Source organism: Mesorhizobium sp. RCAM 06353 (assembly GCF_059683585.1).
This window is the reverse complement of record NZ_CM185031.1, coordinates 3,687,751-3,713,488: the sequence shown is the minus strand read 5'-3', so window position 1 is coordinate 3,713,488 and position 25,738 is coordinate 3,687,751. Positions and strand designations below refer to the sequence as shown.

32 protein-coding genes and 1 riboswitch are annotated in these 25,738 nt (G+C 63.3%); of the genes, 5 read left to right on the top strand and 27 right to left on the bottom strand.

Annotation, left to right across the window (positions count from 1 at the left end):
- Positions 1-44 precede the first annotated feature (44 nt).
- The 7 genes from AC56QX_RS17965 to AC56QX_RS17935 all read right to left on the bottom strand — a co-directional run bounded on the left by AC56QX_RS17965 (position 45) and on the right by AC56QX_RS17935 (position 6,689).
- Positions 45-1,112: an ABC transporter ATP-binding protein gene (locus AC56QX_RS17965; RefSeq protein WP_497109730.1), complete on the bottom strand. Its 1,068-nt coding sequence runs from the start codon at positions 1,110-1,112 to the stop codon at positions 45-47.
- Entirely contained in the window at positions 1,112-1,900 is a 789-nt protein-coding gene (locus tag AC56QX_RS17960) for an ABC transporter permease (protein ID WP_497109729.1), read from the bottom strand. The genes AC56QX_RS17965 and AC56QX_RS17960 overlap by 1 nt, the downstream gene beginning before the upstream one ends.
- Positions 1,900-2,769, bottom strand: a complete 870-nt coding sequence (locus AC56QX_RS17955) for an ABC transporter permease (protein WP_497109728.1) — start codon at positions 2,767-2,769, stop codon at positions 1,900-1,902. Before AC56QX_RS17955 ends, AC56QX_RS17960 begins: the two co-directional genes overlap by 1 nt.
- A 67-nt stretch (positions 2,770-2,836) precedes the next feature.
- Entirely contained in the window at positions 2,837-3,898 is a 1,062-nt protein-coding gene (locus tag AC56QX_RS17950; RefSeq protein ID WP_497109727.1) for an ABC transporter substrate-binding protein, read from the bottom strand.
- Between the two features lie 38 nt (positions 3,899-3,936).
- A complete protein-coding gene (locus tag AC56QX_RS17945; protein WP_497109726.1) occupies positions 3,937-4,920 on the bottom strand; it encodes a PfkB family carbohydrate kinase in 984 nt (327 codons plus the stop codon).
- Positions 4,917-5,960 (bottom strand): ADP-ribosylglycohydrolase family protein, encoded by a 1,044-nt coding sequence (locus AC56QX_RS17940; protein WP_497109725.1) that lies wholly within the window; start codon positions 5,958-5,960, stop codon positions 4,917-4,919. Before AC56QX_RS17940 ends, AC56QX_RS17945 begins: the two co-directional genes overlap by 4 nt.
- 3 nt (positions 5,961-5,963) lie before the next feature.
- On the bottom strand, positions 5,964-6,689 hold the full coding sequence (locus AC56QX_RS17935; protein ID WP_497109723.1) for a GntR family transcriptional regulator: 726 nt from the start codon (positions 6,687-6,689) through the stop codon (positions 5,964-5,966).
- A gap of 189 nt (positions 6,690-6,878) precedes the next feature.
- Here AC56QX_RS17935 and AC56QX_RS17930 point away from each other — a divergent pair, with 189 nt between their 5' ends.
- The 3 genes from AC56QX_RS17930 (at position 6,879) to AC56QX_RS17920 (ending at position 9,062) form a co-directional block, all read left to right on the top strand.
- On the top strand, positions 6,879-7,136 hold the full coding sequence (locus AC56QX_RS17930) for a hypothetical protein (RefSeq protein ID WP_096447729.1): 258 nt from the start codon (positions 6,879-6,881) through the stop codon (positions 7,134-7,136).
- 206 nt (positions 7,137-7,342) lie between these two features.
- A complete protein-coding gene (locus tag AC56QX_RS17925; RefSeq protein ID WP_497109722.1) occupies positions 7,343-7,636 on the top strand; it encodes a hypothetical protein in 294 nt (97 codons plus the stop codon).
- Between the two features lie 355 nt (positions 7,637-7,991).
- Positions 7,992-9,062, top strand: coding sequence for a sensor histidine kinase (locus AC56QX_RS17920; RefSeq protein ID WP_497109721.1), 1,071 nt, complete (start codon positions 7,992-7,994; stop codon positions 9,060-9,062).
- 6 nt (positions 9,063-9,068) lie between these two features.
- Here the strand turns inward: AC56QX_RS17920 and AC56QX_RS17915 are convergent, their stop codons facing one another.
- From AC56QX_RS17915 to AC56QX_RS17850, 14 genes are all read right to left on the bottom strand, one after another.
- Positions 9,069-9,554, bottom strand: a complete 486-nt coding sequence (locus AC56QX_RS17915; RefSeq protein ID WP_497109720.1) for a pyridoxamine 5'-phosphate oxidase family protein — start codon at positions 9,552-9,554, stop codon at positions 9,069-9,071.
- 17 nt (positions 9,555-9,571) lie between these two features.
- Positions 9,572-9,745 (bottom strand): hypothetical protein, encoded by a 174-nt coding sequence (locus AC56QX_RS17910; RefSeq protein ID WP_497109719.1) that lies wholly within the window; start codon positions 9,743-9,745, stop codon positions 9,572-9,574.
- A 270-nt stretch (positions 9,746-10,015) separates the two neighbouring features.
- Positions 10,016-10,180 carry a DUF3309 family protein gene (locus tag AC56QX_RS17905; RefSeq protein WP_080680761.1) on the bottom strand — a complete coding sequence of 55 codons (165 nt, stop codon included), beginning with the start codon at positions 10,178-10,180 and terminating at the stop codon, positions 10,016-10,018.
- A 186-nt stretch (positions 10,181-10,366) separates the two neighbouring features.
- Entirely contained in the window at positions 10,367-10,906 is a 540-nt protein-coding gene (locus AC56QX_RS17900) for a hypothetical protein (RefSeq protein WP_497109718.1), read from the bottom strand.
- A gap of 345 nt (positions 10,907-11,251) precedes the next feature.
- Positions 11,252-11,878 (bottom strand): hypothetical protein, encoded by a 627-nt coding sequence (locus AC56QX_RS17895; RefSeq protein WP_497109717.1) that lies wholly within the window; start codon positions 11,876-11,878, stop codon positions 11,252-11,254.
- A 557-nt stretch (positions 11,879-12,435) separates the two neighbouring features.
- Positions 12,436-13,131, bottom strand: a complete 696-nt coding sequence (locus AC56QX_RS17890; protein WP_497109716.1) for a methyltransferase family protein — start codon at positions 13,129-13,131, stop codon at positions 12,436-12,438.
- Between the two features lie 166 nt (positions 13,132-13,297).
- Positions 13,298-14,314 (bottom strand): ABC transporter substrate-binding protein, encoded by a 1,017-nt coding sequence (locus AC56QX_RS17885; RefSeq protein WP_497109714.1) that lies wholly within the window; start codon positions 14,312-14,314, stop codon positions 13,298-13,300.
- Entirely contained in the window at positions 14,307-15,074 is a 768-nt protein-coding gene (locus AC56QX_RS17880) for an ABC transporter ATP-binding protein (protein WP_497117797.1), read from the bottom strand. The genes AC56QX_RS17885 and AC56QX_RS17880 overlap by 8 nt, the downstream gene beginning before the upstream one ends.
- On the bottom strand, positions 15,071-15,892 hold the full coding sequence (locus AC56QX_RS17875) for an ABC transporter permease (RefSeq protein ID WP_497109713.1): 822 nt from the start codon (positions 15,890-15,892) through the stop codon (positions 15,071-15,073). Before AC56QX_RS17875 ends, AC56QX_RS17880 begins: the two co-directional genes overlap by 4 nt.
- A gap of 33 nt (positions 15,893-15,925) precedes the next feature.
- The gene (locus tag AC56QX_RS17870) at positions 15,926-16,534 is read right to left on the bottom strand and encodes a YkoF family thiamine/hydroxymethylpyrimidine-binding protein (RefSeq protein ID WP_497109712.1); all 609 of its coding nucleotides are present in this window, start codon (positions 16,532-16,534) and stop codon (positions 15,926-15,928) included.
- Positions 16,525-16,638: riboswitch (TPP riboswitch) on the bottom strand. (Overlaps the previous gene by 10 nt.)
- A gap of 173 nt (positions 16,639-16,811) precedes the next feature.
- On the bottom strand, positions 16,812-17,138 hold the full coding sequence (locus tag AC56QX_RS17865) for a hypothetical protein (protein WP_497109711.1): 327 nt from the start codon (positions 17,136-17,138) through the stop codon (positions 16,812-16,814).
- A 70-nt stretch (positions 17,139-17,208) separates the two neighbouring features.
- Positions 17,209-18,279 carry a formyltransferase family protein gene (locus tag AC56QX_RS17860; RefSeq protein ID WP_497109710.1) on the bottom strand — a complete coding sequence of 357 codons (1,071 nt, stop codon included), beginning with the start codon at positions 18,277-18,279 and terminating at the stop codon, positions 17,209-17,211.
- A gap of 317 nt (positions 18,280-18,596) precedes the next feature.
- A complete protein-coding gene (gene msrA / locus AC56QX_RS17855) occupies positions 18,597-19,115 on the bottom strand; it encodes a peptide-methionine (S)-S-oxide reductase MsrA (RefSeq protein WP_497109709.1) in 519 nt (172 codons plus the stop codon).
- A 174-nt stretch (positions 19,116-19,289) separates the two neighbouring features.
- The gene (locus AC56QX_RS17850) at positions 19,290-20,837 is read right to left on the bottom strand and encodes a glycosyltransferase family 39 protein (protein WP_497109708.1); all 1,548 of its coding nucleotides are present in this window, start codon (positions 20,835-20,837) and stop codon (positions 19,290-19,292) included.
- 198 nt (positions 20,838-21,035) lie between these two features.
- On the opposite strand from AC56QX_RS17850, the gene AC56QX_RS17845 reads away from it, so the two are divergent.
- Entirely contained in the window at positions 21,036-21,743 is a 708-nt protein-coding gene (locus AC56QX_RS17845) for a hypothetical protein (protein WP_497109707.1), read from the top strand.
- A 70-nt stretch (positions 21,744-21,813) separates the two neighbouring features.
- Positions 21,814-23,214: a flavin monoamine oxidase family protein gene (locus AC56QX_RS17840; protein WP_497109706.1), complete on the top strand. Its 1,401-nt coding sequence runs from the start codon at positions 21,814-21,816 to the stop codon at positions 23,212-23,214.
- 127 nt (positions 23,215-23,341) lie between these two features.
- Here the strand turns inward: AC56QX_RS17840 and AC56QX_RS17835 are convergent, their stop codons facing one another.
- The 6 genes from AC56QX_RS17835 to AC56QX_RS17810 all read right to left on the bottom strand — a co-directional run bounded on the left by AC56QX_RS17835 (position 23,342) and on the right by AC56QX_RS17810 (position 25,738).
- A complete protein-coding gene (locus tag AC56QX_RS17835) occupies positions 23,342-23,812 on the bottom strand; it encodes a GNAT family N-acetyltransferase (RefSeq protein WP_497109705.1) in 471 nt (156 codons plus the stop codon).
- Between the two features lie 152 nt (positions 23,813-23,964).
- Positions 23,965-24,282: a hypothetical protein gene (locus tag AC56QX_RS17830; protein WP_497109704.1), complete on the bottom strand. Its 318-nt coding sequence runs from the start codon at positions 24,280-24,282 to the stop codon at positions 23,965-23,967.
- Between the two features lie 97 nt (positions 24,283-24,379).
- Positions 24,380-24,574 (bottom strand): hypothetical protein, encoded by a 195-nt coding sequence (locus tag AC56QX_RS17825; protein ID WP_497109702.1) that lies wholly within the window; start codon positions 24,572-24,574, stop codon positions 24,380-24,382.
- Positions 24,559-24,798 (bottom strand): ABC transporter permease, encoded by a 240-nt coding sequence (locus tag AC56QX_RS17820; protein WP_497109701.1) that lies wholly within the window; start codon positions 24,796-24,798, stop codon positions 24,559-24,561. Before AC56QX_RS17820 ends, AC56QX_RS17825 begins: the two co-directional genes overlap by 16 nt.
- Positions 24,795-24,995 (bottom strand): hypothetical protein, encoded by a 201-nt coding sequence (locus tag AC56QX_RS17815; RefSeq protein WP_497109699.1) that lies wholly within the window; start codon positions 24,993-24,995, stop codon positions 24,795-24,797. Before AC56QX_RS17815 ends, AC56QX_RS17820 begins: the two co-directional genes overlap by 4 nt.
- A 2-nt stretch (positions 24,996-24,997) precedes the next feature.
- Complete coding sequence (locus AC56QX_RS17810) at positions 24,998-25,738, bottom strand: glycoside hydrolase family 108 protein (RefSeq protein ID WP_497109698.1); 741 nt, start codon at positions 25,736-25,738, stop codon at positions 24,998-25,000.

The following is a 25,738-nucleotide window of genomic DNA, read 5'->3' as shown; positions in this document are numbered from 1 at the left end:
GCTGTTCCCTATTGCCCGCTGTCTGGCAAGAGCCAGAGTGAGGATCAACTTGCCGCGATCAACACCGTACTTTCCGGCGACCAGCGCAGCACGACATCCTGCCCCTCGGCCAGCCTGTCGGCACCGGTGTTCTGCACGATGACCTTCAGCGTCTGGCCGGCACGCTCGACAAAATACGTGCTGTTGTTGCCGGCGAAGATGCGCTTGGAAACGTGGCCCTTCAGCATGTTGGCATTGGCGGCATCCGGAACCCCGGCGTCGGTGGCGATGCGGATGCGTTCGGGCCGTACGGCACAGCTCGCCTTGGCGCCGGCGGCAAGCGTCGCGCCTGCGCCGGCAGCGATCGCGGTGCCATCCGGCAGCCGGATGCCATTACCCGTCGAGTCACCGCGAAAAATGTTGGCGTCGCCGAGGAAGGTGGCGGCGAATTCGCTTTTCGGCCGGTCGTAGATTTCCTCCGGCGGCCCCTCCTGCACCACCTTGCCGTCGCGCAAAATGCCGATGCGGTCGCTCATCGTCAGCGCTTCCTCCTGGTCGTGGGTGACGAAGATGGTGGTGATGCCGATCTCGCGCTGGATGCGCTTGAGTTCGATCTGCATGTCGACGCGCAGCGCCTTGTCGAGCGCACCGAGCGGCTCGTCGAGCAACAGCACGCGCGGCTTGGTGACGATGGCACGCGCCAAGGCCACACGCTGGCGCTGGCCGCCGGAGAGCTGGTGCGGACGGCGGCCGCCGAGCTTGCCCAATTGCACGAGGTCGAGCGCGCGCTGCACTTCGGTCGCAATCACTGCCTTGGCTTCGCCGCGCACCGACAGGCCGAAGGCGACATTGTCGGCGACGCTCATATTGGGAAACAGCGCATAGTTCTGGAACACCATGCCGATGCGCCGCTTCTCGACCGGCACCCGCTCGACACTTTCACCCCCGATGGAAATACGACCGGAGTCGGGAAAGTCGAAGCCGGCGATCTGGCGCAGCAGCGTGGTCTTGCCGCTGCCCGATGGCCCGAGCAGCGCATAGAAGCCGCCATCGGCGAAATCGATGGAGACATTGTCCAGCGCCTTGTGCGCGCCGAAACTGCGGGAGACATCAGATACCTGCACGCCGGCCATTATTTCTCTCCGCCGAATTTGAAGAAGCGCGCCGTGAGCAGCATCAGCGCCATCGACACGACAATGATGATGGTCGAGACCGCATTGATCTCGGGCGTGAACCCCTTGCGGATCGCGGCGTAGATTTCGACCGGCAGCGTCGTCTGGCCGGGCGTCGCCAGGAAGTAGGAGACGACGAACTGGTCGAACGACACGGCGAACGCAAACAGCCCGCCGGCGATGACGCCGGGCATGATCCAGGGCAGCGTGACGCGCACTGTGACTTGCCACTGGTTGGCGCCGAGCGAGCGCGCCGCCTCTTCCAGTTCAGGCGCGAAGGTCTGCAGCCGCGCCGAGACGACGACGATGACATAGGGCAGCGCCAGCGCGACGTGGCCAAGCAGGATGGCGAACAGGCCGCGACCGATGCCGACGCCGAAGAAGAAGATCAGCATCGCCGTGCCGGTGATCAGCCACGGAATGGCGATCGGCGGAAACAGCAGCGCCTGCAGCACTTTCTTGCCTGGGAATTCATAACGATAAAGCGCCAGCGACGCCGCCGAGCCCAGCACCACGCTGATGATGGTGGTGATGACGGCAATCTCGAGGCTGTTCCAGGTGGCCGCGATCAGCTGGTCGTTCTGCCACAGCGAAGCGTACCATTCCGTCGTCCACTCGAACGGCAGCTGGTAGAAGGGCGAGACGTTGAACGACATCAGCGCCATGATGATGATCGGCAGATAGAGGAAAGCGAGCAGCAGTCCGATATACAGGCGGCCAAGCCCTTCCAGGATGCGCGTCGTCAGCATCACGCAGCCCTCCGCAGCACCGGCGAGGCAATCGCCAGGATGACCAGCACCACGGCCAGCAGGATGAAGGACAGTGCCGCACCGAGCGGCCAGTTGAACACCGCGACGAACTGGTCCTCGATGACGGTGCCGTAGAACGTGCCGGTGCGGCCACCGAGGATACGCGGCTCCATGAACGAGCCGACAACGGGCACGAAGATCAGTGCCGCGCCCGCCACCATGCCGGGCATCGACAGCGGGATGATCACCCGCTTCAGCACCTGCAGCCGCGAGGCGCCGAGCGAGCGCCCGGCCTCGATCAGCGAGTCGTCGATCGCTTGCAAAGTGAGATAACAGGTCAGCACCATGTAGGGCACGTAAGAGTGCACCAGCCCGATGATGACGGCGGGATAGGAATACATGAGATCGATGTTGATCCTGAACGGCAGCACCGCATTGAGCGCCGTATCGAGAATGCCGCCCTCGCGCAGCACCATTGCCCAGGAGAAGATGCGCACCAGCCCGTTCGACCAGAAGGGCAGGATGACGAGGAGAAAAATCGCCTCGCGGCTGCGGCCCTTCAGCACCTTGGCCAGCACGTAAGCGGCGGGATAACCGATGACGATGCACCACAGCGTCACTTCAAGGCCGAGGCGCAGCGAGGCGAGCAACAATGTCAGATAGAGGCTATGCGAGAAGAAGGCGGCGTAGTTGCCAAGCGTGAACGCCCACGGCTTTCCCGACAGTGGCAGCTCGGTCATGAACGAGAAAAAGACCATGGCCGAGAGCGGCAGGAAGATCGCCACCGTCAGCCAGAGATAGGCCGGTGCCAGCAGCGGCAGCGCCGATCTCAACCCGCCGCGCGATGCGGTCGCGCTCTGTGCTGCCATGCCACCGTCCTCCCCCAGGATTGAAGGACCAGCCGGCGCGAACCGCCGGCTGGTCCGGACGCGAACTTTACTTCACGTCGACCTTGAGCTGCTGCCAGAGCGCCAGATAGGCCTCGCGCTGGGCATCGGTGACCGGCGCCTGGAACTGGATGCGCTTGGCGACCTCGGGATCACCCATCACCTTGCGGTTGAAGGCATCCTCCGGCAGCGCGTCCACCGCCTTGGTGTTGGCCGACACCGGAGCGCCGACCTTGGTGACCCATTCGACATAGAATTTCGGGTCGATCATCCAGTTGATGAAGGCCTGCGCGCCTTCGACATTTTTTGAACCTGCCGGAATGGAGAAGGCATCCAACCAGGCGACAGCGCCTTCCCTTGGAATGACCAGCGAAACCGGCAGCTTGAAGTGGGTCTTGGCGCGGTCGGCCGAGCCGCTCCAATAGGTGCCGATGTCGATCTGGTTGGAGGCGACCATCTGGTTCCAGTCGTTCTCCGAGCTCCAGAAGGTCTTGATCTGCGGCATCAGCGAGGTGAGCTTCGTCTTGACCGCATCCATATCCTTGATGTCGTTGATGTTCTGGCCCGTGGCGATGGCACCGAACTGCACCGCCTCGACGGCGTCGTCGCGGATGACGACGCGGCCCTTATGCGCGGGATCCCACATTTCGGCGATCGATGTCGGCGGCTTGTCGAAGGATTTTTCGTTGATGGCGAGCGCCGTCAGCCCCCACACCCACGGCACGCCATAGACCTTGCCGTCATGGTCGAGCATCGGCGAGCCGGCCTTGTCCTTGCTGATGTCGGCATAGTTCGGCAGTTTCGAGGTATCGATCGGCTGGATCAGCTTTTCCGCCATCGCCTGGTCGTTGAAGGCGGCGTTGATCATGACGACGTCGTAGAGGCCGGGATTGGTCCGGATCTTGGTCAGCATTTCCTGTTCGGAATTGAAGAAATCGTTGACGACCTTGTTGCCGGTCGCTTTCTCGAAGGCCTCGACGGCCCAGGGCTCGTCGGCGCCGTAGCCTTTCCAGTTGAGCACATGCACTTCAGCGGCACTTGCGGCCAGCGTGAGCGCGGTGGTGAAGACGGCGGTCGCCGTCAAGAGAGCAGTCAGTCTTGGCATGCGCATGTTGGTTCCTCTCTTTGTTTGCCCGCTTCCCGGGCTTGTCAGGCTGTTTGATGGGCCTTCTGGTTCTGGCCCGGCGTGCCGGTCGAAGGACCATTGGCCTGGCTCAGGAAAGTCTGGATTTCGGCATCGGTCGGCGCCGATGAACCGCCATGGCGGGTGACCGAAATGGCCGCCGCCGCATTGGCGTAGCGCGCCGCCTCGAAGGGTGGCGCACCGCGCGCCAACGCACTGACGAAAGCGCCGATATGGGTGTCGCCGGCGCCGTTGGTGTCGATGGCATCGACCTTGAACCCGGCGATGGTCTGCGCCGTGCCGTCGGCCAGCCTGATATGGCAGCCCTTGGCGGCGCTGCGGATGACGACACCGGCGGCCTGCGGGCAATGGTCGGCAAGCAGCCGCGCCGCGAGGCCCTCGACATCACCAGGGGCGGCGATCTCGGCGGCTTCCGTCGTGTTGCAGCTCAGCCATGTGGTGCGGGCGAGCACCCGCGACAGGATGGAGCGCGGAATGTCTGAAATGACCGGCGTCGGGTCGAAGACAAAGGGAATGTCTTCCGGCAGCGCCTCGATCCAGTCGGTAAGCGCATCGCGGCTGCCCGGATAGCTCAACGTATAGCCCGAGGTGAACACCCAATCGCCCGGCGCCACCGATACCGGCGCCATCATGTCGAGGCTGAGCACGCTTTCAGCACCTGGCCACGACACGAAAGTGCGTTCGGCATCGCTCGAGATCATGGCAACGCAATTGCCGCTGTCCATCACAGGCGATGGTGGTGTCAGCGTTTCGATGCCCTCGGCGGCGAAGGCAGCGCGCAGGAAATCACCGTTCGGCCCGCTGCCGAGCTGGCCGCCGAACACCACTGTCATGCCGGTGCGGGTGGCCGCGACCATCATGTTGAAACCGCCGCCGGCGACCTGGGCATAGCTCGATGCCGTCTTCTCCGTGCCTGGCGCCGGCAAGGCGTCGATGCGGTAGACATAGTCGACCACCGCGCTGCCGATATGGACGAGACGCCCGCTCATGCCGCCGCGTCCGTGCCGGAACCGGCTTTTGGCGCAAGGCCTTTGGACGTCCGCGCCGCAACAAGGTCGGCGGCAAGCGCGCGAACCTCCGCCATGTCGATACCCCTGAGGCCGGCGACGCGTTCGCTTGGCAACCGCGAAAAACCGGTGCAGGCGCCGGCCATGCCGGCCGCGATGGCGCCGATCGTGTCGGTGTCGCCGCCGAGATTGGCGCTGATGACCGCCGCTTGCCAGGGGTCACCGCCGGCGACTTCCAGCACAGCGAAGGCCGCCGGAACCGATTCCTGGCTGGCGACGCCGGTGCCGACCAGATCGGTGATCAGCCGGATCGCGTCCCTCATCACCTTGCCGCGCACCAGATCCCGTGCCCAGACGATACGCGCGGCGATGTCGCCGCCGGTCACCCAATGGCCAAGCGTCGCCGCTCGCCCCGCCGCAGCGACGGCACTGTCGGAGGCGGCGTGCCAGTCGCCGCCGGCAACACCGCGGCTGACGGCGGCCGCGACGGCGGCGGCCGACGCTATGGCGATCGAGGTGTTGTGCGTGGCGCGGCAGGTCTCTGCCACCTTGGCGACGAACGCGTCGAGCGGCTCCAGCGGCATCATGATGCCGACCGGCGCGATGCGCATGGCTGCCCCATTGGTGTCGCCGCTGCGTCCCGCCTCCTCGGCCGGCACGCCACTGTTGATGGCATCGATGGCACGCTTGGTCGATGGCCCCAGAAGATCGTAGCTGCCGCGCGCCTTGACCTCGCGCTCCCAGTCGAGCAGCGCGTTGACCCAGCGCGCATGGTCGAAACGCTCGCCTGACTCAACCAGGATGCGGCCAAGCAACAGCGCCTGTTCCGTATCATCGGTGATGGTGCCGGCCGCGAGCCCCTTCGACACCGGATGGTCGGCGAAGGGCGCGATGAAATCCTCGACATGGCCATAGAGTTCGGCAATGCGCGCCGGCGACAAAAGCTGCGTCGGCATGCCGAGCGCGTCTCCCAGCGCTCCGCCGACAAGCGCGCCCATGGCGCGATCAAGTGTGTCCGGCATCGCTCAGAACCTCATATGCAGCGCGAAATGCGCGGGATTGAGCAGGCTGGTGACATATTCGATCGGCCGGTCGTCGGCGGCACGCGTCAGCCGGCGGCCGCGCAGAAAGGGCGTGCCTTGCGGGCAACCGAGAATGGCCGCGTCCTCGGCGTTGAGCATCTCGATGCCGACCCATTCCTCGCCATGGTCGGGAATGAGACCGGCGCCGCGCAGCGTCTGGTGTAGCGAGCCTTCGCGCAGGCCACGCAGCGGCACATCCTCCAGCTCCGGCGACAGCGGCAGGCGACTGCGCTCGATGGAGATCGCATGGCCGTCGCTGGCATTGGTGCGCACCCGGTCAACGGCGATGAAGAACGGGCTTTCGATGCCAAGCAAGGCAGCCAGGTCGACGTCTTCGATGACCTCCAGCCGCAGCGTCCTAGTCTCGGCATTGGCACCGGCATTGGCAAGCGCCCGTGACCAGCCGATCGAATCGTCGACCGGCTTGCCGTCGAAGGTGACGAAGGAGCCGATACCGACCTTGGTGGTGATCAGCCCGCGGCTGGACAGTTCCTCGAGGCCCTTGCGGACCGTGTTGCGGCTGACGGAGAAGCGTTGGACGAGCTCGTTCTCGCTTTGCAAGCGATCGCCGAAGCCGAGAACGCCGGAGCGGATTTCATGCTCCAGAACAGTTGCGATCTGCTCGGGCTTGCCCGTGCCGGGAGACAGTTGAACCGCGCGCCGCTTCATATGCATACCTGTTCAGTGAACCTGTATAGTCCTGTTCAATATATGGTCAAAAACCGCTTGTCAATGCGACGCCGAATGCAACTCAACGCAGGCAGCGGGTTCCGGAAGACACCAGCAAAATCCGGTTGAAAACCAGACAGCGCCCCCCTGGGTCTGGTAGTGTGATAGGTTCCGCGTCGAAGGAGCACCATGTCCCATTCAACAGAGCATAAGAATCCCAAGCTGATCGTCGTGGTTGCTTTCGATCGCGGCGAGGACGGTGAATTGTTTCCAGCCTTCGGCCCTGCCGACCAGCAGAGCGAAGACCGCGCCATACGCACCGCCAGGGCGCTGGCGGCAAAGCATGTCGGCGTCATCGCCTGGAGCCGCGATGCCGACCCGACACTTGGCGACTACGGGCCGCCGACCACGCTGTTTGTCAGCGGCGACGTCCCGGACATGGAGTAATCAGCCGGCGTCAGGGTTCTGGCCCGCGTCCAATGTCGCGGACCAAGGTGGGAAATATCGCTGGAGCTCCAATTGCGGGTCCCCGTCAGAGCCAGAGAAATAAAATATCGTTTTAATATATATTCATCCAGGGGAACTGTTTTCTCTCGGTACCGTTTGTCCGCAGGTCGTTTATTCCAATGACCTCGACAGAGAGGAATTTCCCGATGAACTTCAAGATGCTCACGATGGGCGCGATGGCGCTTGCGATGATGACCGGCTCGGCGCTGGCCGCTTCCGGCGGCAACACCTCCGCGCTCGACAATCCGGACAAGATGACGCCTTTCTATACGGACTCCGGCATGAAGACGATGAAGTCCGAGAAGGAATTCAAGGTGGCCTGGATGGCGATGAAGGAAGAAGATCGCGCAGGCATGACGAAGGAATGCGGTGACAAGGCTATTGCCAAGTCGCATGACAATTTCTGCAAGATGACCAAGCAGCTCGGCGGCGCGAACTGACGCAGCGGTTTGGGCACAGGCCTGAACAGAACAGCTGAAAGAAGGCGGGCCTGATGCCCGCCTTTTTCTGTTTGGTGGGCGCAAAAACCCGCCACCTCCCCCCGAAGGCAGCGGGTTCTTCGCGCGACCGGTGAGGGCATCCGAAAGACCGGCCGCCACGAGCGGACTATCGATCGCACCGTTGCCGAGGCGCCGTCATTCAAATTTGACATAGGACAAGCAACCTTGCCGTCGGCGGGGCTGGGATGGGATCATCACATCGCCGGGCCATCAGATTCAATTCGCGACAACGGTCAAGCAAAGATATAGGGTTTACCCTTGGAGCGGCAGAACGCCGTTCGTCTGGCTTTTGCCCATGTTTCAACCCATCGCGAATATCGAGGATGCGCAGACGTTGGCGCAGGCGATCGTCAATACGATCACCGAACCATTCCTGGTGCTCGACGAGCGATTTCGTGTGCTGGCCGCCAGCCGTTCATTCTACAAGACATTTGAAGTGGACCCCGCGCAGACCCAGGGCACGCTGCTCTACGCACTCGGCGACGGTCAGTGGGACATTCCAGCACTTCGCCTGCTGCTGGAGACGATCATTCCGGAAAAGACCGCCATGGACGGTTTCGAGGTCGAGCACGATTTCCCGCGGATCGGCCGCCGCACCATGCTGCTCAACGCGCGCAAGGTGCTTTACGATCATAGCTCGGCGATCACCATCCTTCTCGCCTTTAATGACATTACCGCCCGTCGTATCATCGAGCGGGAAAAGGAAGAGCTGCTGCGCCGCACCGAGGATCTGCTTCAGCAGAAGGACGTGCTGCTGCGCGAAATGGAGCACCGGGTTGCCAACAGCCTTCAGATCATCGCCAGCATCCTGTTGCTGAAGGCACGCTCCGTCACCTCGGAAGAGACGCGCCAGCATCTCAAGGACGCGCACCAGCGCGTTCTGTCGGTGGCCGAAGTGCAACGGCATCTTCACACCTCGGCAGGCATCGACGAGATCGATGTCGGCTCCTACCTTCCGAAACTGTGCAGCAGTCTCGCCTCGTCAATGATTGGCGAAAGTCAGCCGATCACGGTCACAGTAACGGCCGAAGGCGGCAGGATGGACTCGCAAAAGGCAGTAAGCCTCGGTCTGATCGTCACCGAACTCGTCCTCAACGCCATCAAATATGCCTTCCCCAAAGAGAAGGACGGTGCCCGCATACAGGTGAGCTATGAGACTGCCGGCAGCGACTGGAAACTGACGGTTTCGGACAATGGCGTCGGCAAGATCGCCAACGACCTGCCGGCCACCGGCCTTGGAACGGCCATCGTCGAGGCACTGGTGAAACAGCTCGATGCCAAGGTGGACGTCGTAAGCGACACCGAAGGCACAAGCGTCTCGGTCACCCGGGCGACGTTCACCTCACGTGTGCCGCGCGCGGCGTAAGAACCGCTACCACAAGGCCTGCCTTCCCGACATCGTCTCGATCCTGATCTGATAGAAGAGATGGCTGCCCGAGGGCGCGAGGGTCTCGCCGGGCTTCAGGGCTCCCGGCTCCCACCAATCGGCGTGCGCAGCAAGAAGCGACCAGGCAAGCCGGCGGTCGCTATCGGCTGGAGCGGTCATCCTTTCGACGCCGGTCATGCCGGCATCCGGATCAGGCGCTTTAGGCAATTCCTCGAACAGGCCTTCCACGACGACGCTCCTCCACCCATTGCCACCGCCGACATCGTCGACCTGCAGGCAGACATGGGGATCGGCTCGCATCCAGTCGACTTTTCTGCCGGGAAGCGAGAAACTGAAAATGGAATTCTCGCCGAACGCGAAATGGACCGGCACCACATAGGGTTTCTGGTCACGTACGCAGGCCAGGCGACCAAGACGTTGCGTCTTCAAAAGGGCGACGCAGTCCTGCCGCGTCATCTCCTTGATGTTCATACAATCCTTCTTCCTGTTCAGGCCGACCGATCGATGCGGCGTATCCCCTTGATAGCCTCTGCTTCCGCAATGCCGATCAGCGCATCTATGCCCTGGATGGTCTCTATATGGCCACGAGCCGCCACCATCCGCCGCAGGACGTGAAGATCATCGCGAATGTCGCAGAGTGTCGTTCCGAGTGTTGCGGGCATTGGGCAGCCTTCCGCAACTCAACTGTCTCGACGCGAGCCGGTTCCCCTTCAACGCAAAAGCCCGCTCCGGCATGCCGGGGCGGGCCTTGGAGGAGGATGAAGGGGTGGGACCCTCTCCTCTTGTTTCCACGGGGGGTGTGGACCGAAATCAACATACGAGATTCCAGCCGGATTTCGGATCACAAGCCGGCTTGCATCCATCACAATCCGGTGCATGTCGGCCGCGCCGCGGTCACGAGATTGCGATTGTCCGAAGGCTTGCGCGCGCCTCTAGATCCGCCCTAGCACGACAAGGACAATAATGATCAGCAGCACAAGGCCAAGGCCGCCGCCGCCATAATAGCCGGTGCCATAGAATGGGCCACCGCCGAGGCCGCTAAAGCCGCCAAGCAGCGCGATGACAAGAATGATGATGAGAATGGTGCCGATGCTCATAGTATTTTCCCGCTCCTGTAGGCGCTGACACGCCAGTTGAACATCGTCGGATGCGATGTTTCGAAGACCAGAACGTTCGAGCAGCCTTACCGTTCCGACTGATCATGACGAGGCGCGCGCACGGAGAATATTCGCCGGAAAAAGGCCCGCCACCTCGCGGCAGCGGGCCTCATGACGTTTACCGCCTCAGCGGCGCGAGATCATCAGGCACAGCTGCCGCAGGTCGCGGTCGTAGCTGCCTGAGCTGGCCAGCACATCGACGCAGCGCTTCTTCATCCGCGCCACCTGGCTGTCCGACATGTCGGCGACAACACCTGGCAGGCTGGGACTGCTTGCATTGGACGGATTGCTTGGGTTTGTTTGACCAGCGCCAATGCCAACACCCGCACCGACGCCACTACCGATACCGACACCCGCGCCGACGCCAACACCACTTTGGCCGCCTACCGAAGCGCCGAGTCCTGCAGTGACGCCGTTGTTGCCGCCGACGCTGGCTCCTGCGCCCGCATTGACGCCTGTGCCGCCACCGATCGATGCACCGGCGCCAGCATTGATGCCACCACCGCCGCCGACAGAAGCACCGACGCCGGCATTGACACCGCCACTACCGCCGACCGAGGCGCCGGCGCCAACGCCGATCCCAGCGGCGTGGGCCGGCATGCATAGAGCGGCCACCACTGCGCTGCCCGCGAGGATTGTGGAAAGTCTTTTTGCGATACCAAACATGGCTCTCTCCTTGGGTTGTCTTGAACGAACCGGACTTCAAAACCGGCTGTATCACCAACCCGAGCCTCTATCGTTGGTTGCTAAAATACGAAGGACAATCATAGGTATAGTTACCCATGTACCAGCCAATTCTAGACAACTGAACCCATTGGGAAGGTATTGCCTCGGCCGAGACGTTCTTCGCCTGGAAGCCTGAGAACCGCCCCCCTGATTGTCGACGTTACGAACACGCTCCACAGCAGAAAGCCCGCCGAAATGGCGGGCTTTCCGACCGGCCGGAGGCCAGGAGAGTGCGGTCAAAGCCTCACGGCTGGTTGTGCACTTCCGATCCCGGCACTCTTAGCCTCAGCGCCTTGCGATCAGCAGGCAGAGCTGCCGCAGGTCGCGATCATAGGTGCCCTCACTGCTGAGCACGTCGACGCAGCGCTTCTTCATGCGCGCCACCTGGCTGCTGGACATCTGGGCCACCACACCCGGCAGGCCGGGATTGCTCGGGTTGCTGGGGTTCGAGGGATTGCTGGGGTTGGACGGATTTGACGGATTGCTGGGATTGGTGCCACCACCGATGCCCACGCCGACACCGACGCCGATGCCGCCGGTGCCGCCGACATTGGCGCCGAGCCCTGCAGTGACGCCGCCAGAACCACCAACATTGGCACCAGCGCCGGCATTGATGCCACTGCTGCCGCCGACGGAAGCGCCGAGCCCGGCACTCACGCCGTTCGAGCCGCCGACATTCGCACCCGCCCCGGCATTCACGCCGTTGGAGCCGCCGATCGAAGCACCAACGCCGGCGTTGATGCCGCCGCTGCCGCCGACCGAAGCGCCGACGCCGGCATTGACGCCGCCGCTGCCGCCCACCGAGGCGCCGACACCGACGCCGAGCCCAGCCGCGCTTGCCGGCATGGAAAGAACGAGGACCATTGCACTACCTGCCAACACACTGGCGACTGTTTTGATGGTAAAAGCCATAACACTCTCCTGTTGTCGTTGCGCTAAGTCAGCCGGCATACAACCGGCTGCAGATTCAGCTACGTGGCAGGTGAGCTTCAGTTTCAAATCAGCGCATACATGTGAAAGCGATGGTATTTATTGGTAAAATAAGGAAACTTTAAAAGTAATAAAACTCTAATACATGTGTAGAAAAAATTCTACATCAAAGAGGCATATTATCGATATATTTTTCTGCACAGAAGGAAAACCGATTCCTGGGAAATCGCTGCTTCCGTCATTGCCGGTAAACATCTGCGCTTGGTGCATAGCGTGAGGATTGGACATCGACCACGATGGCCGAGCCCGTAAGCAATCCGCAGTATCCGGCGCGCGGTATTGGAAAACCAGGCAGTCGACAGGCCTAAAACAGTTCCAGGAAATGTGGGGACCGGTTTTCCGCAGGAACTGCGCCAGAAACAAGAGAGGGAGCGGTCAGCGTTTCTGTGAAACGGCGAACCGCCCCAAGAAAGCGCTGTCAGCCAACCCCAAGCCAGATGGGATCGGCCACTCCAACCTCTTCATCGACAGTCTTGCCTTCAGAATATCCGGTAAAACAGCCTGTAGTGCACACGTTCCATGTAAGCGCGATACTCCGGCGCGGCTGCCAGCAAGGCTTCTTCGCGCAGGATACGATACAGCTGCAGATAGGTGATAACCGCATAGACCGCGAGGTTGTGGAAGGAAAAGGCCGACAGCAGATAGAGCACATGGCCGGCAAGGTAGCCGGCATAGATCGGGTGCCGCACAATCCGGTAGGCGCCGCCCGTCATCACGCCGCGATTGCCAGGCAGGATGGCGAAGGAACGGCCCAGCGATATCTTGCCCCAGATGACAAAAGACAGCGCGAGGAACTGCAGTGGCGCGGCGATGTAGACCGGAACAAGCACCACGCCGGGTTCGAGGCTGATCAACGCGACCCCGAAACTGGCGGTCACGGAGACGATGACCGTAAGCGGATTCCAGTCACGCGTCACCGGGCGGCGCGACAACAGCAGCCAGGTGAAGGTGAGAATCTCGGAAATCGCCACCAGCGCGGCGTTGATCCGGGTCGGATCCTCCACGACCTGATACACGCCGCGATAGACGAACAGCCCCGCGCAGGCCAGGGCACAGAGGCGAAAGAAGCCTTCGCGCAGGTCGACCAGCAGGTCACGCCTACGCGCGGCGGAGAAGTATCCGCCCCCGTTGTTATCCGAAAACGCTTCGCTTTTTGACGTGAGCAAGGCAAGCACCCCGATGATCCCTCGAGGCGACCATTGCACGCAACCATTGCCGGGCAGTTAACCGGCAAGATCGGATCAGCATCAAATGGGGCAACGCCCTCGAAACATGCGGGGAGGATGCGCCCCGGATACCAATCCGGTGGGCCGCGCGCTGCCGAGCGATGCGCATCCAGCCTCACTCCAGATATAGATTTGCGAAATACGCCGCGAAATCAGGGTGTTGCGTCAGAATTTTACCATCGGCGTCGTGCAGAATGCCCGCCGTGAAGAGATAATCGCCGATCGCGTCCATCTTGGCCGGATCCATCGTGCCGATGGCGCCGTTTTCTGCGCGCAGATAGTGGCCGTCGATCAGCGCCTTCAGCGACGCCTCGACCAATCCCGGACTGGTCAGGGCATCCTTGTTGGCGGCGATCAGCAGCGTGGCGGCTTCCCCGGGATGATCGACGGTGAACTGATAGCCGCGCCGCGTTGCCTGGACGAAGGCCGACGCCAGTGCCGAGTTTGCCTGGAGATAGGCTTCGCTCGACGAGATCAGCGTCGTGTGCTCGTCGGGCACGCCATGGTCGGCGTAGACGAAGCTGCGCTGCTTGATGCCTTTGAGTTCGGCCTCGACGCCCTCCCAGGTCGAGACCTCGAGCGTGAAATCGACCGAGCCATTGGCCAGCGCTTCATAGGCCGAGGTGCCGAGCGTCACCGTCTCGAAATTGCCCTTGCCGCCGTCATGGCGGATGATGGTCGAGATCAGCGCGTTTTCCCAAGCGCTGCCGAAACCGCCATAGGTCAGGCCGTCAAGGTCCCTCGGGCTCTTGATCTCGCTGCGTGCCGCATTGAACACCACGCGGCCGGTTTCGGACTGCACCACCGCATAGACGGCCTTCAAGTCGGCACCGGCGGTCTTCTGGGTGAACAGGCTGATCGTGCCGTTGATGCCGAAATCGGCGACACGGTTGGCGACCAGCGTGCCGGCGCCGGTGTCGCTGTAGGGCAGGATCTCGACCTCCAGGCCGGCCTCGCGATAAAACCCCTTGTCGCGGGCGACGAACAGCCCGATGTGGTTGGTGTTGACCGTCCAGTCCAGCGCGACGGTGACTTTTTGCGTTGCCGCGAAGGAGCGGCTCGGTCCGGCGATCAGCGGAAGACTGCTGGCAAGAGTGAGCAGCAAAGCCTGCCGGCGCGTCAAGTCAATCATGGTCATGTCCTTTGGATGGTTGCGGGTTGAGCAAAATGTCGAGGATCTCGGCTTCGAGTGCGCTGGCCTGTTGTGCGGCGGCGCCGGTCGGATCGCGCGGACGCGGCAACGGCACCCTGATTTCACGCACCACACGGGCCGGGCGCGCCGACAGCACATAGATGCGGTCGGACAGGAACACGGCCTCGCGCACATCATGCGTGATCAGCAGCGCCGTCCAGCGGTGGTGCCGCCACATCTGCTCGAGCCAGCGCTGCATGGCCGCGCGGGTCAGTGCGTCGAGCGCGCCGAACGGCTCGTCGAGCAAAAGCATGTCGCGCTCCTGCACCACCGTGCGCAAAAGCGCCGCGCGCTGGCGCATGCCGCCCGAAAGCTGTGCCGGAAAATGCCGCTCGAAGCCGGCAAGCCCGAACTCGGCAAACAGCGGCGCGACGCGCGCCCGCGCCACCTTGCGCCTGACGCCTTGCACTTCGAGCCCGAGCGTCGCGTTGTCGAGGATGCGCCGCCACGGCATCAGTGCGTCGCGCTGCGGCATGAATGCAAAATGCCTGCCATGGTCGTCGAGTGGCGTGCCGTCGAAGAACATCTCGCCGTCGCCATGCTCCGCCCCTGTCAGAAGCTGGAACAGCGTTGACTTGCCGGCGCCCGAAGGCCCAAGGATCGAGACGAATTCGCCGGCACCGACACTGAGCGAAATGTCGGCTAGCACATCGAGCGTGCCAAACGCCTTGCGCACATGCCGCAATTCGAGCCGGCTCATCGCCACGGGCCCTTCCCTGCCGGCTGCGGGTCGGCCCGCTCCCAAGGCATGACGAGGCTCTGCAAGAGCACTGTCAGCCCGAACAGGACGAGGGTGAGTGCGGCACTGACACCGACGGCGGCCAGCACCAGATCGGGGCGGAAATTGTTCTTGGCGTTGAGCATGTAGATGCCCAACCCTTTAGCCGCACCGGCATATTCGGCGAAGATGGCGCCGACCACGGCATAGGTGATGGAAATCCTCAAGCCCGCGAAGAAATAGGGCAGCGCCGAAGGCAGCCGGGCCAGCACGAAGACGCGCCAGCGCCCTGCCCCCATGGCGCGCAGCATCTGGCCGATCTCGGCCTCGGTCGCCTCGTAGCCCTGCACCAGAGCCACCAGCATCGGGAAGAAGGTGACCAGCGCCACCAGCATGATCTTGGGGGTGAGTCCGAAGCCGAACCACAGCACCACCAGCGGCGCGATCGCCACCAGCGGCAAGGTCTGGCTCACGATGAAGACGGGAAACAGCGCGCGCCGGAGCGGCTGGAAGAAGTCGACCAGCATCGACAGCAGGAAGGCGGCACCGAGCGAGCAGGCAAAGCCGATCAGCGTGGCGCGGATGGTGGGAATGGCATTGTCGATCAGCGCGTCACGATTGAGCACCGCCTGCTCCAAGACGCGTGAGGGTGCTGGCAGAATTGTCGGCTTGATGCCGGAATAGGTGGCGTAGAGTTCCCACGCAACAAGGAGCAACCCGACCGAGATGACGGCGGGTATTGCCTTGGCAAGGGAACCCGCGAGCGGGCGCGACGCGACTGATGATGGGACCACGGGCATAACCTTTGACGGCGCGCGGAAGCGCACCTGGTTTCAGACAGCCGACGGGCTGTTGGCCGAAACCGTGACGTCGAGGGTTACGTGGCCGGCGCCCGGGCCGAAGCGGCAGAAGGCTTCGTTCAGCGCCGAAAAGATCGCGCCCGTATCGCCGCGCAATTTGGTGCAGAAGTTCTTGGAGCGATCGTAGACGCCGGACTGTTTCAGGAAATCGATGCAGCCATAGATCTCGTCCATGTGGTCGCCGGTGCCCATCACGTAGAGCGAGAACTGCGCCGCCGCCGGCTGGCCGGTGGCAGCAGCATTGCGCACGGCGCTGATGGCGGCGTCCTTGCGTGGGCCGAGCGGGCCGACAGGTCCGCCAAACGCGTCGGAGCGGCAGATCGGATCGTCCGGCTCGCCGGGGCAGCCGCGCGAAATGGCCGCCGACAGCACGCAATGCTTGCCGCTCAGCGCCGCCGCCACGAACAGATCGCGCAAAGCCGGGAACAGCACCTCCGGCGGACCGACCAGCAAGGTCGAGATGTCGTCGGTCTCGATCCTGAGCCTGTCCCGGTAGGGATCAAGCGCGCCGAGCGCGCCGAGGATGACGCCGACGAAATCGTCGGCCATGGGGTATAGGGAAATCTGTGCGCCTGAAAACATCGCCCGCCTCGCTCCGCTGGTATTACCCAGATCAGCTTCTAGGGTCTGTGGGCTTGCCGCCCCCGTCTCAGCCCCGACTGTACGGAGCACCCCTGTGGATGGGCGCGTTAAAGCACCATTCGAACCCAAGGGGAAGCCGCTTTTTCTGCGCACCACGCCAAAAGCATTGCACCAGATCTGTTCCCAGAGAGGACGCTGGAGGGTCCTGCCCCAGTGAATTTTATGGGGAACCTTCGCCAGGCCGGGAGGTTGTGCCACCAGTCGCAACGCGACGAGTTCACAGAAATGGAGACAGAACCATGTTCATGAAAATCCTCGCAGCTTCGGCGTTCACCGTCGCTCTTGCCACCTCGGCGATGGCGCAGAGCAACGGTGCAAACGGCACGGATGGATCCGGCGGCAGCAGCAAGACGATCACCGTTGACCCGAGCACACCGGCTTCGCCCAATACGGTCGATCCAGCGGCAACCAACAGCACCACCACCGCGCCGGGCGACATGAATTCCAACGCGGACAGGAATTGCCCGACAAACCCGCAGGGTGCGCAGACCGATGCCAATGGCAACGCGACGGCGCCGACCGTGAACGACAAAAACTGCGGCAAGTAATTTCCGATCGCAGTAAAAGCGAAGCCGCGGAGCGCAGGCTCCGCGGCCTTCTTGTTTGCATTGGCCTCACTGTCCCAGGCGGTCGATCCCAGGCACTTCACCTGCCGACCCGCTTTCCGTCTCACCGAACAGCCTTATCTCAGTCCGCGACTTTCTGACTTGAGAGCGCGCGAATGTGGCGTGCACTTTTACGAGCCGTTTGAGCAACCGGCCATAGGTGAGGTGCTGGACCCTGCCATCGGCAAGATCGAATTCCACGACCCCCCACCGCCTGACGGGCACCTTTCCCGTCGGCGGGCCTAGCCGTCTGACCTGGAACGCGAGCCTGGCCTTGCGGCCGGCGACATCGAGATAGATGCCTGGAATGGTGCCCAGCACATGCCACATCAGGGCAACATGCTCGATCGACATCTCAGGCGAAATCATCGTGTGGGCCGGCTCCAGCCGCGCCCAGATGAAATCACCGGCCGGCTGCCGCATCCCCTTCAGGCTGCCTTTGCAGTAGGCGGGCGCGACCTCGCTCACCAGCGCGCGCATCGCAGTCGCCACGCTGTCGGCCAAGGCCTGCAGCGATACCCAGTCTGCCTCCGAAAACGACACCTGCCCGAGAATGTCGCCATCATCGAAACTGGCGGACATCTTGTGCAGCGTCACACCACCATGAACGGCGTGCTGGCCGTCCACGGCCAGGCGATGGAGTGGGTGCGGCCCCCGATAGTTGGGCAGCAACGCTGGATGAAGATTGAGCCCGCCTTTCGGGAAAACACCAAGCAACTCCGCCGGGATAAGCGCCGGAAACGCAAAGCAGATCAACACATCGGCTTTGAGCTCCGACAATTGGCTGCCGAGTGTGTCCCAATCATAGGGCCGGCCAAATTCGATCAGCCGTGCCGGCGCGTTGCCGATATAGCGTTTGAGCAACAATCTGCGTCTCAGCCTTCGGCGAAAATTGCCGGTGCTGAAATGTTTTCGGCGTTGGCGGACCGCCGGCACGACGATCGCATGGATGTCATGACCTGCTTCAAGCCATCCTGCCAGCAGCGGTCCGGTGTAGTGGGTGATGTCGAGCACAAACACGGCCGAAAGCCGGCTCGAGCCGGTCTGCGGGCTCAACAGCGCCAGCCGTTCAAGGCGCACATCAAGCCAATCCCCATCGGGGCGCATTCGAACGGCAAGCCAGCCTCATCGGACGGGCCTGACCGGTTTGCCAAGTAAGTCCGTCGGTCAGGGAGCCTTGACAAGTGAAGACGGCACCGTGGCGGTGACATGGGAAAGTCGTCCGCCTTTCACCAGAATGGGCTTCTCATAGACTTTCTTCATGCGTATCTCCTGCAGCAAATCAGCATGCGCAGTTGGCCAGCAACGCCACCAACTGTCAATCGCCAGGTGGCGGCTGACAGTTGGCATTCACGCGGTCACACGAAGCCTTGCTTCTCGAAATTGATCCGCAAACCCTACGAGACGGCCTTCTCGCGCACCGGCAGCTTCCAGCCCGGCCTGACGAAATGGCAGGTGTAGCCGTTGGGATATTTCTCCAGATAGTCCTGGTGCTCGGGCTCGGCCTCCCAGAAGGCACCAACTGGCGCGACCTCGGTGACGACCTTGGCGGGCCACAAGCCGGAGGCATCGACATCAGCGATGGTGTCTTCAGCAACGTGCTTTTGCTCGTCGCTGGTATAGTAGATCGCCGAACGGTAGCTCATCCCGACATCGTTGCCCTGGCGGTTGCGCGTCGTCGGATCATGGATCTGGAAAAAGCGCTCCAGCAGCGTGCGATAGCTGATCACCGCCGGATCGAAATTGATCTCGATGGCTTCGGCGTGGGTGCCGTGGTTGCGGTAGGTGGCGTTGGGTACATCGCCACCGCTGTAGCCGACACGGGTGGAGATGACGCCGGGATAGCGCCGTATCAGATCCTGCATGCCCCAGAAACAGCCACCGGCCAGCACTGCGCGTTCGGTCGAAGTCGCCATGTCACGTCTCCTCAAAAGGCAATTCCGGCTGTGTAGCGGTTTCCCGTCCGGAATTGCGCAGACAAAATTGGATTTCCCAATAAATGGGCATTGTCATCTGCTTCGTCCAGTCGCGTGGAACGAACGCGGCCATGCGCGAACGATATCACGACCCGGTCAGGGGATCGAACCGCTTCAGCCGCGCGGATGCCGGGTCCGGCTGTCGGCATCAATCGGCAGATACCGCATGCCGGGCGGAATGGCGGCAAAACTGATTGGCACGGGCGGCGCCTTGCGCGACCAGTTGAAAAGAACAGTCTTGACCGGGAGGTTGCCCAGCCATGCCCGCAGTTGCGGCGGCACGCCATGACCAGGCCAAACCATCAGCATGCCGTGGTCGCGCAACCGCTGACTGGTGATCCAGGGCGCGAACCGCATATCGAGCTCGGTGAAGATCGACGGCTTGTCATAGGCATTGAGACCCGCCAGCATGGCCAACTGGGTATTGCCGCCGACAATGTCGAGCCGGCCGGGCGTTGCTGCGTGCCAGACAGCCTCGGCCTCGTCCGAGATCGGTTGCGCCGGCCAGCAGACGGCATCCATGCGCCCACGCACATTGCAGTCCGTCCAGCGGATGGCCGCATAGGCGCCTGACATGGTGACGATGCAGAGGAACGCGCAGACCGCCAGCCTTCGCATCTCGATGGCGCCGAGCCGGTGGCCGAGGAAGGCGAGCGCCGCGACGCCGACAAGATTGTACATCGGCGCGCCCCAGGCTTCGCCGGTACCGGTGAACAGCGAGGCTACCATGATCAGCGTCGCCGGCCCGAGCCCCATCCACACGAGATAGGCCAGAATGCTGCGCTCGACGGGCGCTTCAGGAGCGGGCGAGCGTCGCAACAGCCCTGATACCGCCAGCACCAGAAGAAAGCCGGAGAGCCCGGCAAGCTGGACACCGATGTAATAAAGGCGCGCCCGGTGTTCGGTCACCCATTCGTCGCGGCCGGCGAAATAGGTCAGCGGCAGGAAATCGATGCGGTAGAGCGCGATGGCCAGCGGCGTGGCAATGGCGAGAAAAACGGCAAGGCCAAGCCATGGCCAAGGCGTCGCCAGCCGGCTGCGCGCGCGTGCATCGGACAATAGCCAGAGAGCGCCGAAGGCAAGCAGCAGGCCGGTGGAGAACTTGGCATAGAGCCCGACGCCCGACACCAGTCCGAGCGCCAGCCACCAGCCCGGCCCGCCACCGCGGCCGGCGCGCCAGAGCAACCAACAGATGGCTGCCCAGAACGGCATCTGCGCATAGTCATGATTGAATTGCGGGGTCGGCCAGCCGAAGAAATAGACCGACGGCATCAAAAGCACGGCAGCCAGCGCGCGGCTTTGGCCGAGCATGTCGCGGGCCAGCAGGTAGACCAGGACGAAGGTTCCCGAGATCGTCAGCTGGGCCAGCAGATATTGCGGCCAGCGGAACGATCCGGTCAGAAGATGGCTGGTTTCGAGCAGCCAACCGGGAAGCTGCGGGTGCTTGTAGGTCAACAGCACCCATTCGCGGCCCCACATGAAACCTTCCACGACATCGCCGGGCGGCGCGGGATCGATCAGTGCCGGCACCACCGTCCAGCACAGGATCTGCACCAGGCATAAAAGCGCCAGCAAATGCCAGGGATGGCGAAGCAGACCGGGCCATATCGATGACGAGTCGAGGCCCGTGGCAGTCAGCCCCGCCGGCGCCCAACCATCCATGGAGTCATCGATTCCGACCATGCGGCGCTTAAACCACATCGTCCGGTTTGCCGAACAGCCCCAACCTCAAAGCTTACGAAAAAGTATACTTGCAGGCCATAGCAAGACCAAGATTGAGCAGGAGTTTCAGCGCTCCATTGCCCTCCCCAGGCAAAACAATCCGTACATCTGATCCTGTCTGAAAATCCCGGATATTCGATGCGTCACCAGCATGCCGTCATCCACCACCGCGCGCTCGACTTCTGGCTGGCGCGTGCGGCTGTCCTCGTCATCATCTGTCTGCAGCTCCTGGTCATCAACGATCTTTCGTTCGGCCCGCGCTGGCTGGCGCCGGCGCTGGAGGCCACCTTGCTCGTGCCTCTGTCCGTCGCCACCGCCTGGACACAGGCTGCCACCCAGAAGGCGATCGAGGACGAGCACTGGTATCTGATCGGCCGGTTTCGCATCATGATCCGCAGGACGGCGCTGGTGATGACCGGCGTCGTCAGCGTCATGAACTGCGGAGCGCTGGTGTTTCTGGTGCGCGCCTTGCTGGCGGGCCATGCCGGCTCCAGCGGCGAGACGCTGCTGATCGACGCGCTCAACATCTGGGTCACCAATGTCATCGTGTTTGCCTTGTGGTTCTGGAGCACCGACCGCGGCGGGCCGCCGACCTGCGGCCTTGTCAACCGCGCCCATTCCGATTTCCTGTTCCCGCAAATGACCTTGAACGACCGCGAGATCCGCGACTGGCTGCCGGGCTTCGTCGACTATTTCTTCCTCGCCTTTACCAATGCGACGGCGTTTTCGCCGACCGACACTCTGCCGCTCTCCCAGCGCGCCAAGCTTTTGATGATGGCCGAAGCAATGATCTCGCTGCTGACGATCGCGCTGGTCGCGGCCCGTGCGGTCAACATCCTCGCTTAGGTCTTGCCAAGTCGGGTGATTGACGCAAAGTTCGGTCCGGCCGGATGGCTGGGCTTTTGGCGGGGGCCAGGTGGAAACGGATGTTGCGATTGTCGGCGGCGGCATTGCCGGACTGTACGCCGCCTGGCGGCTCGCGATGGTGGGTGGCAGGCGCATTCGCCTGTTCGAAGCGTCCGGCCGGCTTGGAGGGCGTATCCATACGCTTCACCCCGCGCCGGGCCTGACGGTCGAACTCGGCGCGCAGTCAGTGCGCGACGACCATCATCTCCTCATCCGGCTGCTGCGGCAGCAGCATATCGACACTGTTCCCGAACAAGGTGACGATGCAGGGCTGGCGCATCTGCGTGGCCGGACCCGGTCGTTGGCCGAGGTCCGCAAGGCGCGCTGGCGCCGTCCCTTCGCCTACGATGTCGCCGTCCGCCTGCAGCGCGGCGGCTCCGGCAAGTTGCTGCGGACGGCACGCAAAAGGTCGGCGGGCGTGGCAGCGCTTGCCGCGGAGCTCGGGCCGCGGCTCTCGCAGCTTTTGAGTGCCGAGGAGATCGCCTATTTGTCGGACCGTTCGGGCTACGGTTTCTGGACGGCGCGTGCCAATGCCGACGCTGTGCTCGACTGGGCCGAGCACAGCCTGTTCAAGGGCGCGCACCAGCTGTTCGACGTCCCCTCCGGCATGTCCAGCCTGGTCGATGCACTGGCGGCGGCAGCGCGCGGCCTGGGCGTGGAAATCATCACCGGTTGCGCCCTCGCCAGCCTGGCGTGCGACCCCGACGGTTCGGTCACACTGGGCTTTGCAGCAGGCCGGCCACCGGTTCGCGCGGCAAGCGTGATCCTGGCACTTCCCAAGGCGGGCATCGGCGGAATCGATGGCTTCAACCGGCTCGGCACGGTCCGCGCATTGCTTGCCGCCGTCGACGCCTGGCCGGTGGTGACCTCGGCCATCCTCTATCCCGACTGTTGGTGGACACGGATCGGATTGCGCACGGCGATCGCCGTGACCGATCTGCCGCTCGGCATGACCAGGCATTTCGGCGCCGAGGACTGGCGCGAACCCCATGGCATGGGCGCGCTTGCCATGTTCGCCAATGGCGAACGCAGCGCCTTCTGGCGCGACATGTCGCTTCCTGATGGTGAATGGCTGGCACCGGGTCATCCCGCCACGACCGAAATCCACCGCATGGTCGAGGCTGTCTATGGGCCGAAACTGGGGCATGCGCCTCCGCTTCCGCTCAAGGCCATGATCCGCGACTGGACCGCCACGCCATTCGGCGGCGGCTTCCATCTCTGGGCGGCCGGCAGCAAGCCCGGCGAAGCCGGCGCACTGGCGCTGCAGCCGGTCGCCGATGCGCCGGTCCATATTTGCGGTGAGGCATGGTCGCCCAGGCAGGCATGGATCGAAGGCGCGTTGGAGACCACGGAATGCATATTGTGCCGCCATTTCCAGGTGCCGGGTTTTCTCGAGGGAACCGCGCCCTGAGCAAGCCATAGCGACAAACGCAAAATAGCCCGCCCGGCGAACCGGAGCGGGCTATTGATTTGTCTGCGGTCGCGTCAGTGGCGCTTGCTTTGCATCACCGCGGAAACGCGAATGGCGGGCGACACCCTCAATCGGCGCCGAGGTCGCGTTCGAAGACCACCTGGTCGCGCAGCGGAATGCCGTTCACAGCCAGGCCTTCGGGGTAACCGGTCGATGGCCCGAACGCATCCTGCACGATGCGATACATCCGAAAGCCCTGTCGCTGGTAAAACCGCAAATTGCCGATATCGGCCGTCGCGGTCGCAACGATCAGGCGTCGGCCGTTGCGCTCGCGGCAGCGGCTGATTGCCGCCGCGACAAGGGCACGCCCCAATCCCTCGCTCTGCCTTGCCGGACGGACCGCCAGGCTCTTGATTTCGAAGACGCCGCCCTCGCCTGTCTCGATGATCTGCACATGGCCGACGATCCTGTTGCCGTCGCGCGCGACCAGCACCTCGCCCTTGTCGATATAGGAGGAGATCTGCGTCGGAGAATCGTCGGCAAGGGCAAATAGCGGCCGTAAAGCCTCGCGGTCCCCGTCATATCGTTCAATCTGCATCGAAAAGCCCGGGCTGGATCGACGCCGCCACGAGTGCGGCAGCCTTGCACCGGATATAGCAGTGGCCGGTCAGGGGCCACAAACGCAAAAAGCCCGCCCCGGCATGAGCCGAGGCGGGCTTTGGATTCTCGGACGCTGGACAAGGCCCGGAGCTATTCCTCAGGAATTGGCCTGAACTTCCGCATGATCACCTCGAACAGAACATCCGATATCCACATGGCGCAGACGCCGATGAGAAATGCCGCCGCCAGCGTCGTCGTGTCGTCATTGGCCAGCGGCAAGCCCGTGGCGCGGGAATATTGGACCACGGGCAGCGTCAGATAGGCGGCGGCGAGCGCGCCGCAGATCGGCGACGCCACCATTTCGCGCAGCTTGTAGCGGTGCCGCGACAGGGCGCGCAGGACACCGCCGGCCAGACCGGCGACGACGACCGGTCCCTTGATGCCGAGCAGGTCAAAGAGGTCATGCATCATGTCATCGCCCTCGCGATGAGAAAACCGAAGACCGATCTGGCGCCGAATATGATCCGCCCGCCGAGCAGCATGGGCGAGTCCAGGGCGACGACCGTCATGGCTTCCACCCGCACAGTTTTTCGCCCTTGCGGTTGTGCGCCAGCAGCGCCTTGACCTCGGCGTCCGACAGCGCATCGACAGCGGCCGCGGACAGTCGCAGCGGACTGGACACAGGGCAGAATCCGCCTCTGACGGTCGTGCAGCCGGCCAGAGCGGCCAGGACGGACACAAGCATCAATCCCTTGCCCATGATTTGAGCTCCTTTCGCGCGGTGGCGGCCGGCAGCGCGCCGATATCGTTCTGGACCTGGTCAGCAATGTCGTGCGCCGCGGCCTCGGCTGCGGCCTGCCGGGCACGCTCGCTGCGCTCGCCGGCAAGCCGCTGGCGAACACCCCAGCCGAGCGCCGCGAGGATCGCCGCACCGATGCCGAGAAGGGTCGGATTGCCAAGCAGGAATGTGAGAAGCGCGCTCATTGGTTTGGCTCATCCTTGACCAGATAGCCGATGGCAAAGACCGCGATCGGCAGAAGCGTGGCCCATGTCTCGGCGTCGTACCAGGACGGCCAGAAATTGCGCACGAAGACGCCGGAGACCGACACGGCCGCGGCGGCGATGGTCGCGGCCGTCAGCTTGTTGGTAGGGCGGACGGTTGGTTGGGTGATGGTGGCCATGATCAAAAAATCCCTTTCAGGGCGACGGCAATTTGGTGCCAGGCGGCATAGGCGAAGAGCAGGCAGGCGGCGATGATCCCGCCTGCCTTGGCGGCAACCGGAACACCGGAACCGGCAGGGGCCGGCGACGCCGGCCCGGGCATAGGCGTTTTGCCAGCCGCCGTTTCAACCTCGAGCGGCCGCGGGGCCGGTCCGGGCACCGGCGTCGCAGGCTGCACGGGCGCGGGCGCCGGGCCCGACATCAGCAAGGCCTGGGCTCGCACCGACTTGACGCGATCGGACCAGCCGCGCCCGAATGTTGCCCATGTCGGCAATCGCTTGAGAAACGCCAGCCGTGCATCGCAAAGCTGGTCGATGACGACGCCGGCCGGCTTGGCCCTGGCCGCCGCCAGCGTGGCCGGACCGATGCGGCCATCCTGCGAGACGCCGACGGTGGCCTGCAGGTATTTGGCCGCCCTGCCCGGTCCGCTGTTCACCGCGAAGTCGAACACGGCGTAGTCGACGCCATCGGGCAATTCGGCGCCGAGCACGGCGTCCCAATAAAAGCGCCGGTAGACGGTCGCGACCTGGTCATCGCCGATCTTCTTCAGATCGGCCTTGCTGGCGTCCGCCTTCACATAGCGGCGAAAGTTCGCCAGCGTCACGCCCTTCATCGTGGCGCCGCCCGGATCGGCCGGATTGTCCGACCAGCCGCCCTCGGATTTCAAGACAAGCGCAAGCGCCCGCGCGAAGTTGCGGTCCAT

Coding starts and splice junctions, on each gene's coding strand:
- AC56QX_RS17965 (WP_497109730.1), bottom strand. CDS start 1,112: ATGGCCGGCGTGCAGGTATCTGATGTCTCCCGCAGTTTCGGCGCGCAC.
- AC56QX_RS17960 (WP_497109729.1), bottom strand. CDS start 1,900: ATGCTGACGACGCGCATCCTGGAAGGGCTTGGCCGCCTGTATATCGGA.
- AC56QX_RS17955 (WP_497109728.1), bottom strand. CDS start 2,769: ATGGCAGCACAGAGCGCGACCGCATCGCGCGGCGGGTTGAGATCGGCG.
- AC56QX_RS17950 (WP_497109727.1), bottom strand. CDS start 3,898: ATGCGCATGCCAAGACTGACTGCTCTCTTGACGGCGACCGCCGTCTTC.
- AC56QX_RS17945 (WP_497109726.1), bottom strand. CDS start 4,920: ATGAGCGGGCGTCTCGTCCATATCGGCAGCGCGGTGGTCGACTATGTC.
- AC56QX_RS17940 (WP_497109725.1), bottom strand. CDS start 5,960: ATGCCGGACACACTTGATCGCGCCATGGGCGCGCTTGTCGGCGGAGCG.
- AC56QX_RS17935 (WP_497109723.1), bottom strand. CDS start 6,689: ATGAAGCGGCGCGCGGTTCAACTGTCTCCCGGCACGGGCAAGCCCGAG.
- AC56QX_RS17930 (WP_096447729.1), top strand. CDS start 6,879: ATGTCCCATTCAACAGAGCATAAGAATCCCAAGCTGATCGTCGTGGTT.
- AC56QX_RS17925 (WP_497109722.1), top strand. CDS start 7,343: ATGAACTTCAAGATGCTCACGATGGGCGCGATGGCGCTTGCGATGATG.
- AC56QX_RS17920 (WP_497109721.1), top strand. CDS start 7,992: ATGTTTCAACCCATCGCGAATATCGAGGATGCGCAGACGTTGGCGCAG.
- AC56QX_RS17915 (WP_497109720.1), bottom strand. CDS start 9,554: ATGAACATCAAGGAGATGACGCGGCAGGACTGCGTCGCCCTTTTGAAG.
- AC56QX_RS17910 (WP_497109719.1), bottom strand. CDS start 9,745: ATGCCCGCAACACTCGGAACGACACTCTGCGACATTCGCGATGATCTT.
- AC56QX_RS17905 (WP_080680761.1), bottom strand. CDS start 10,180: ATGAGCATCGGCACCATTCTCATCATCATTCTTGTCATCGCGCTGCTT.
- AC56QX_RS17900 (WP_497109718.1), bottom strand. CDS start 10,906: ATGTTTGGTATCGCAAAAAGACTTTCCACAATCCTCGCGGGCAGCGCA.
- AC56QX_RS17895 (WP_497109717.1), bottom strand. CDS start 11,878: ATGGCTTTTACCATCAAAACAGTCGCCAGTGTGTTGGCAGGTAGTGCA.
- AC56QX_RS17885 (WP_497109714.1), bottom strand. CDS start 14,314: ATGATTGACTTGACGCGCCGGCAGGCTTTGCTGCTCACTCTTGCCAGC.
- AC56QX_RS17880 (WP_497117797.1), bottom strand. CDS start 15,074: ATGAGCCGGCTCGAATTGCGGCATGTGCGCAAGGCGTTTGGCACGCTC.
- AC56QX_RS17875 (WP_497109713.1), bottom strand. CDS start 15,892: ATGCCCGTGGTCCCATCATCAGTCGCGTCGCGCCCGCTCGCGGGTTCC.
- AC56QX_RS17870 (WP_497109712.1), bottom strand. CDS start 16,534: ATGTTTTCAGGCGCACAGATTTCCCTATACCCCATGGCCGACGATTTC.
- msrA (WP_497109709.1), bottom strand. CDS start 19,115: ATGGCGACTTCGACCGAACGCGCAGTGCTGGCCGGTGGCTGTTTCTGG.
- AC56QX_RS17850 (WP_497109708.1), bottom strand. CDS start 20,837: ATGGATGGTTGGGCGCCGGCGGGGCTGACTGCCACGGGCCTCGACTCG.
- AC56QX_RS17845 (WP_497109707.1), top strand. CDS start 21,036: ATGCGTCACCAGCATGCCGTCATCCACCACCGCGCGCTCGACTTCTGG.
- AC56QX_RS17835 (WP_497109705.1), bottom strand. CDS start 23,812: ATGCAGATTGAACGATATGACGGGGACCGCGAGGCTTTACGGCCGCTA.
- AC56QX_RS17830 (WP_497109704.1), bottom strand. CDS start 24,282: ATGCATGACCTCTTTGACCTGCTCGGCATCAAGGGACCGGTCGTCGTC.
- AC56QX_RS17825 (WP_497109702.1), bottom strand. CDS start 24,574: ATGGGCAAGGGATTGATGCTTGTGTCCGTCCTGGCCGCTCTGGCCGGC.
- AC56QX_RS17820 (WP_497109701.1), bottom strand. CDS start 24,798: ATGAGCGCGCTTCTCACATTCCTGCTTGGCAATCCGACCCTTCTCGGC.
- AC56QX_RS17815 (WP_497109699.1), bottom strand. CDS start 24,995: ATGGCCACCATCACCCAACCAACCGTCCGCCCTACCAACAAGCTGACG.
- AC56QX_RS17810 (WP_497109698.1), bottom strand. CDS start 25,738: ATGGACCGCAACTTCGCGCGGGCGCTTGCGCTTGTCTTGAAATCCGAG.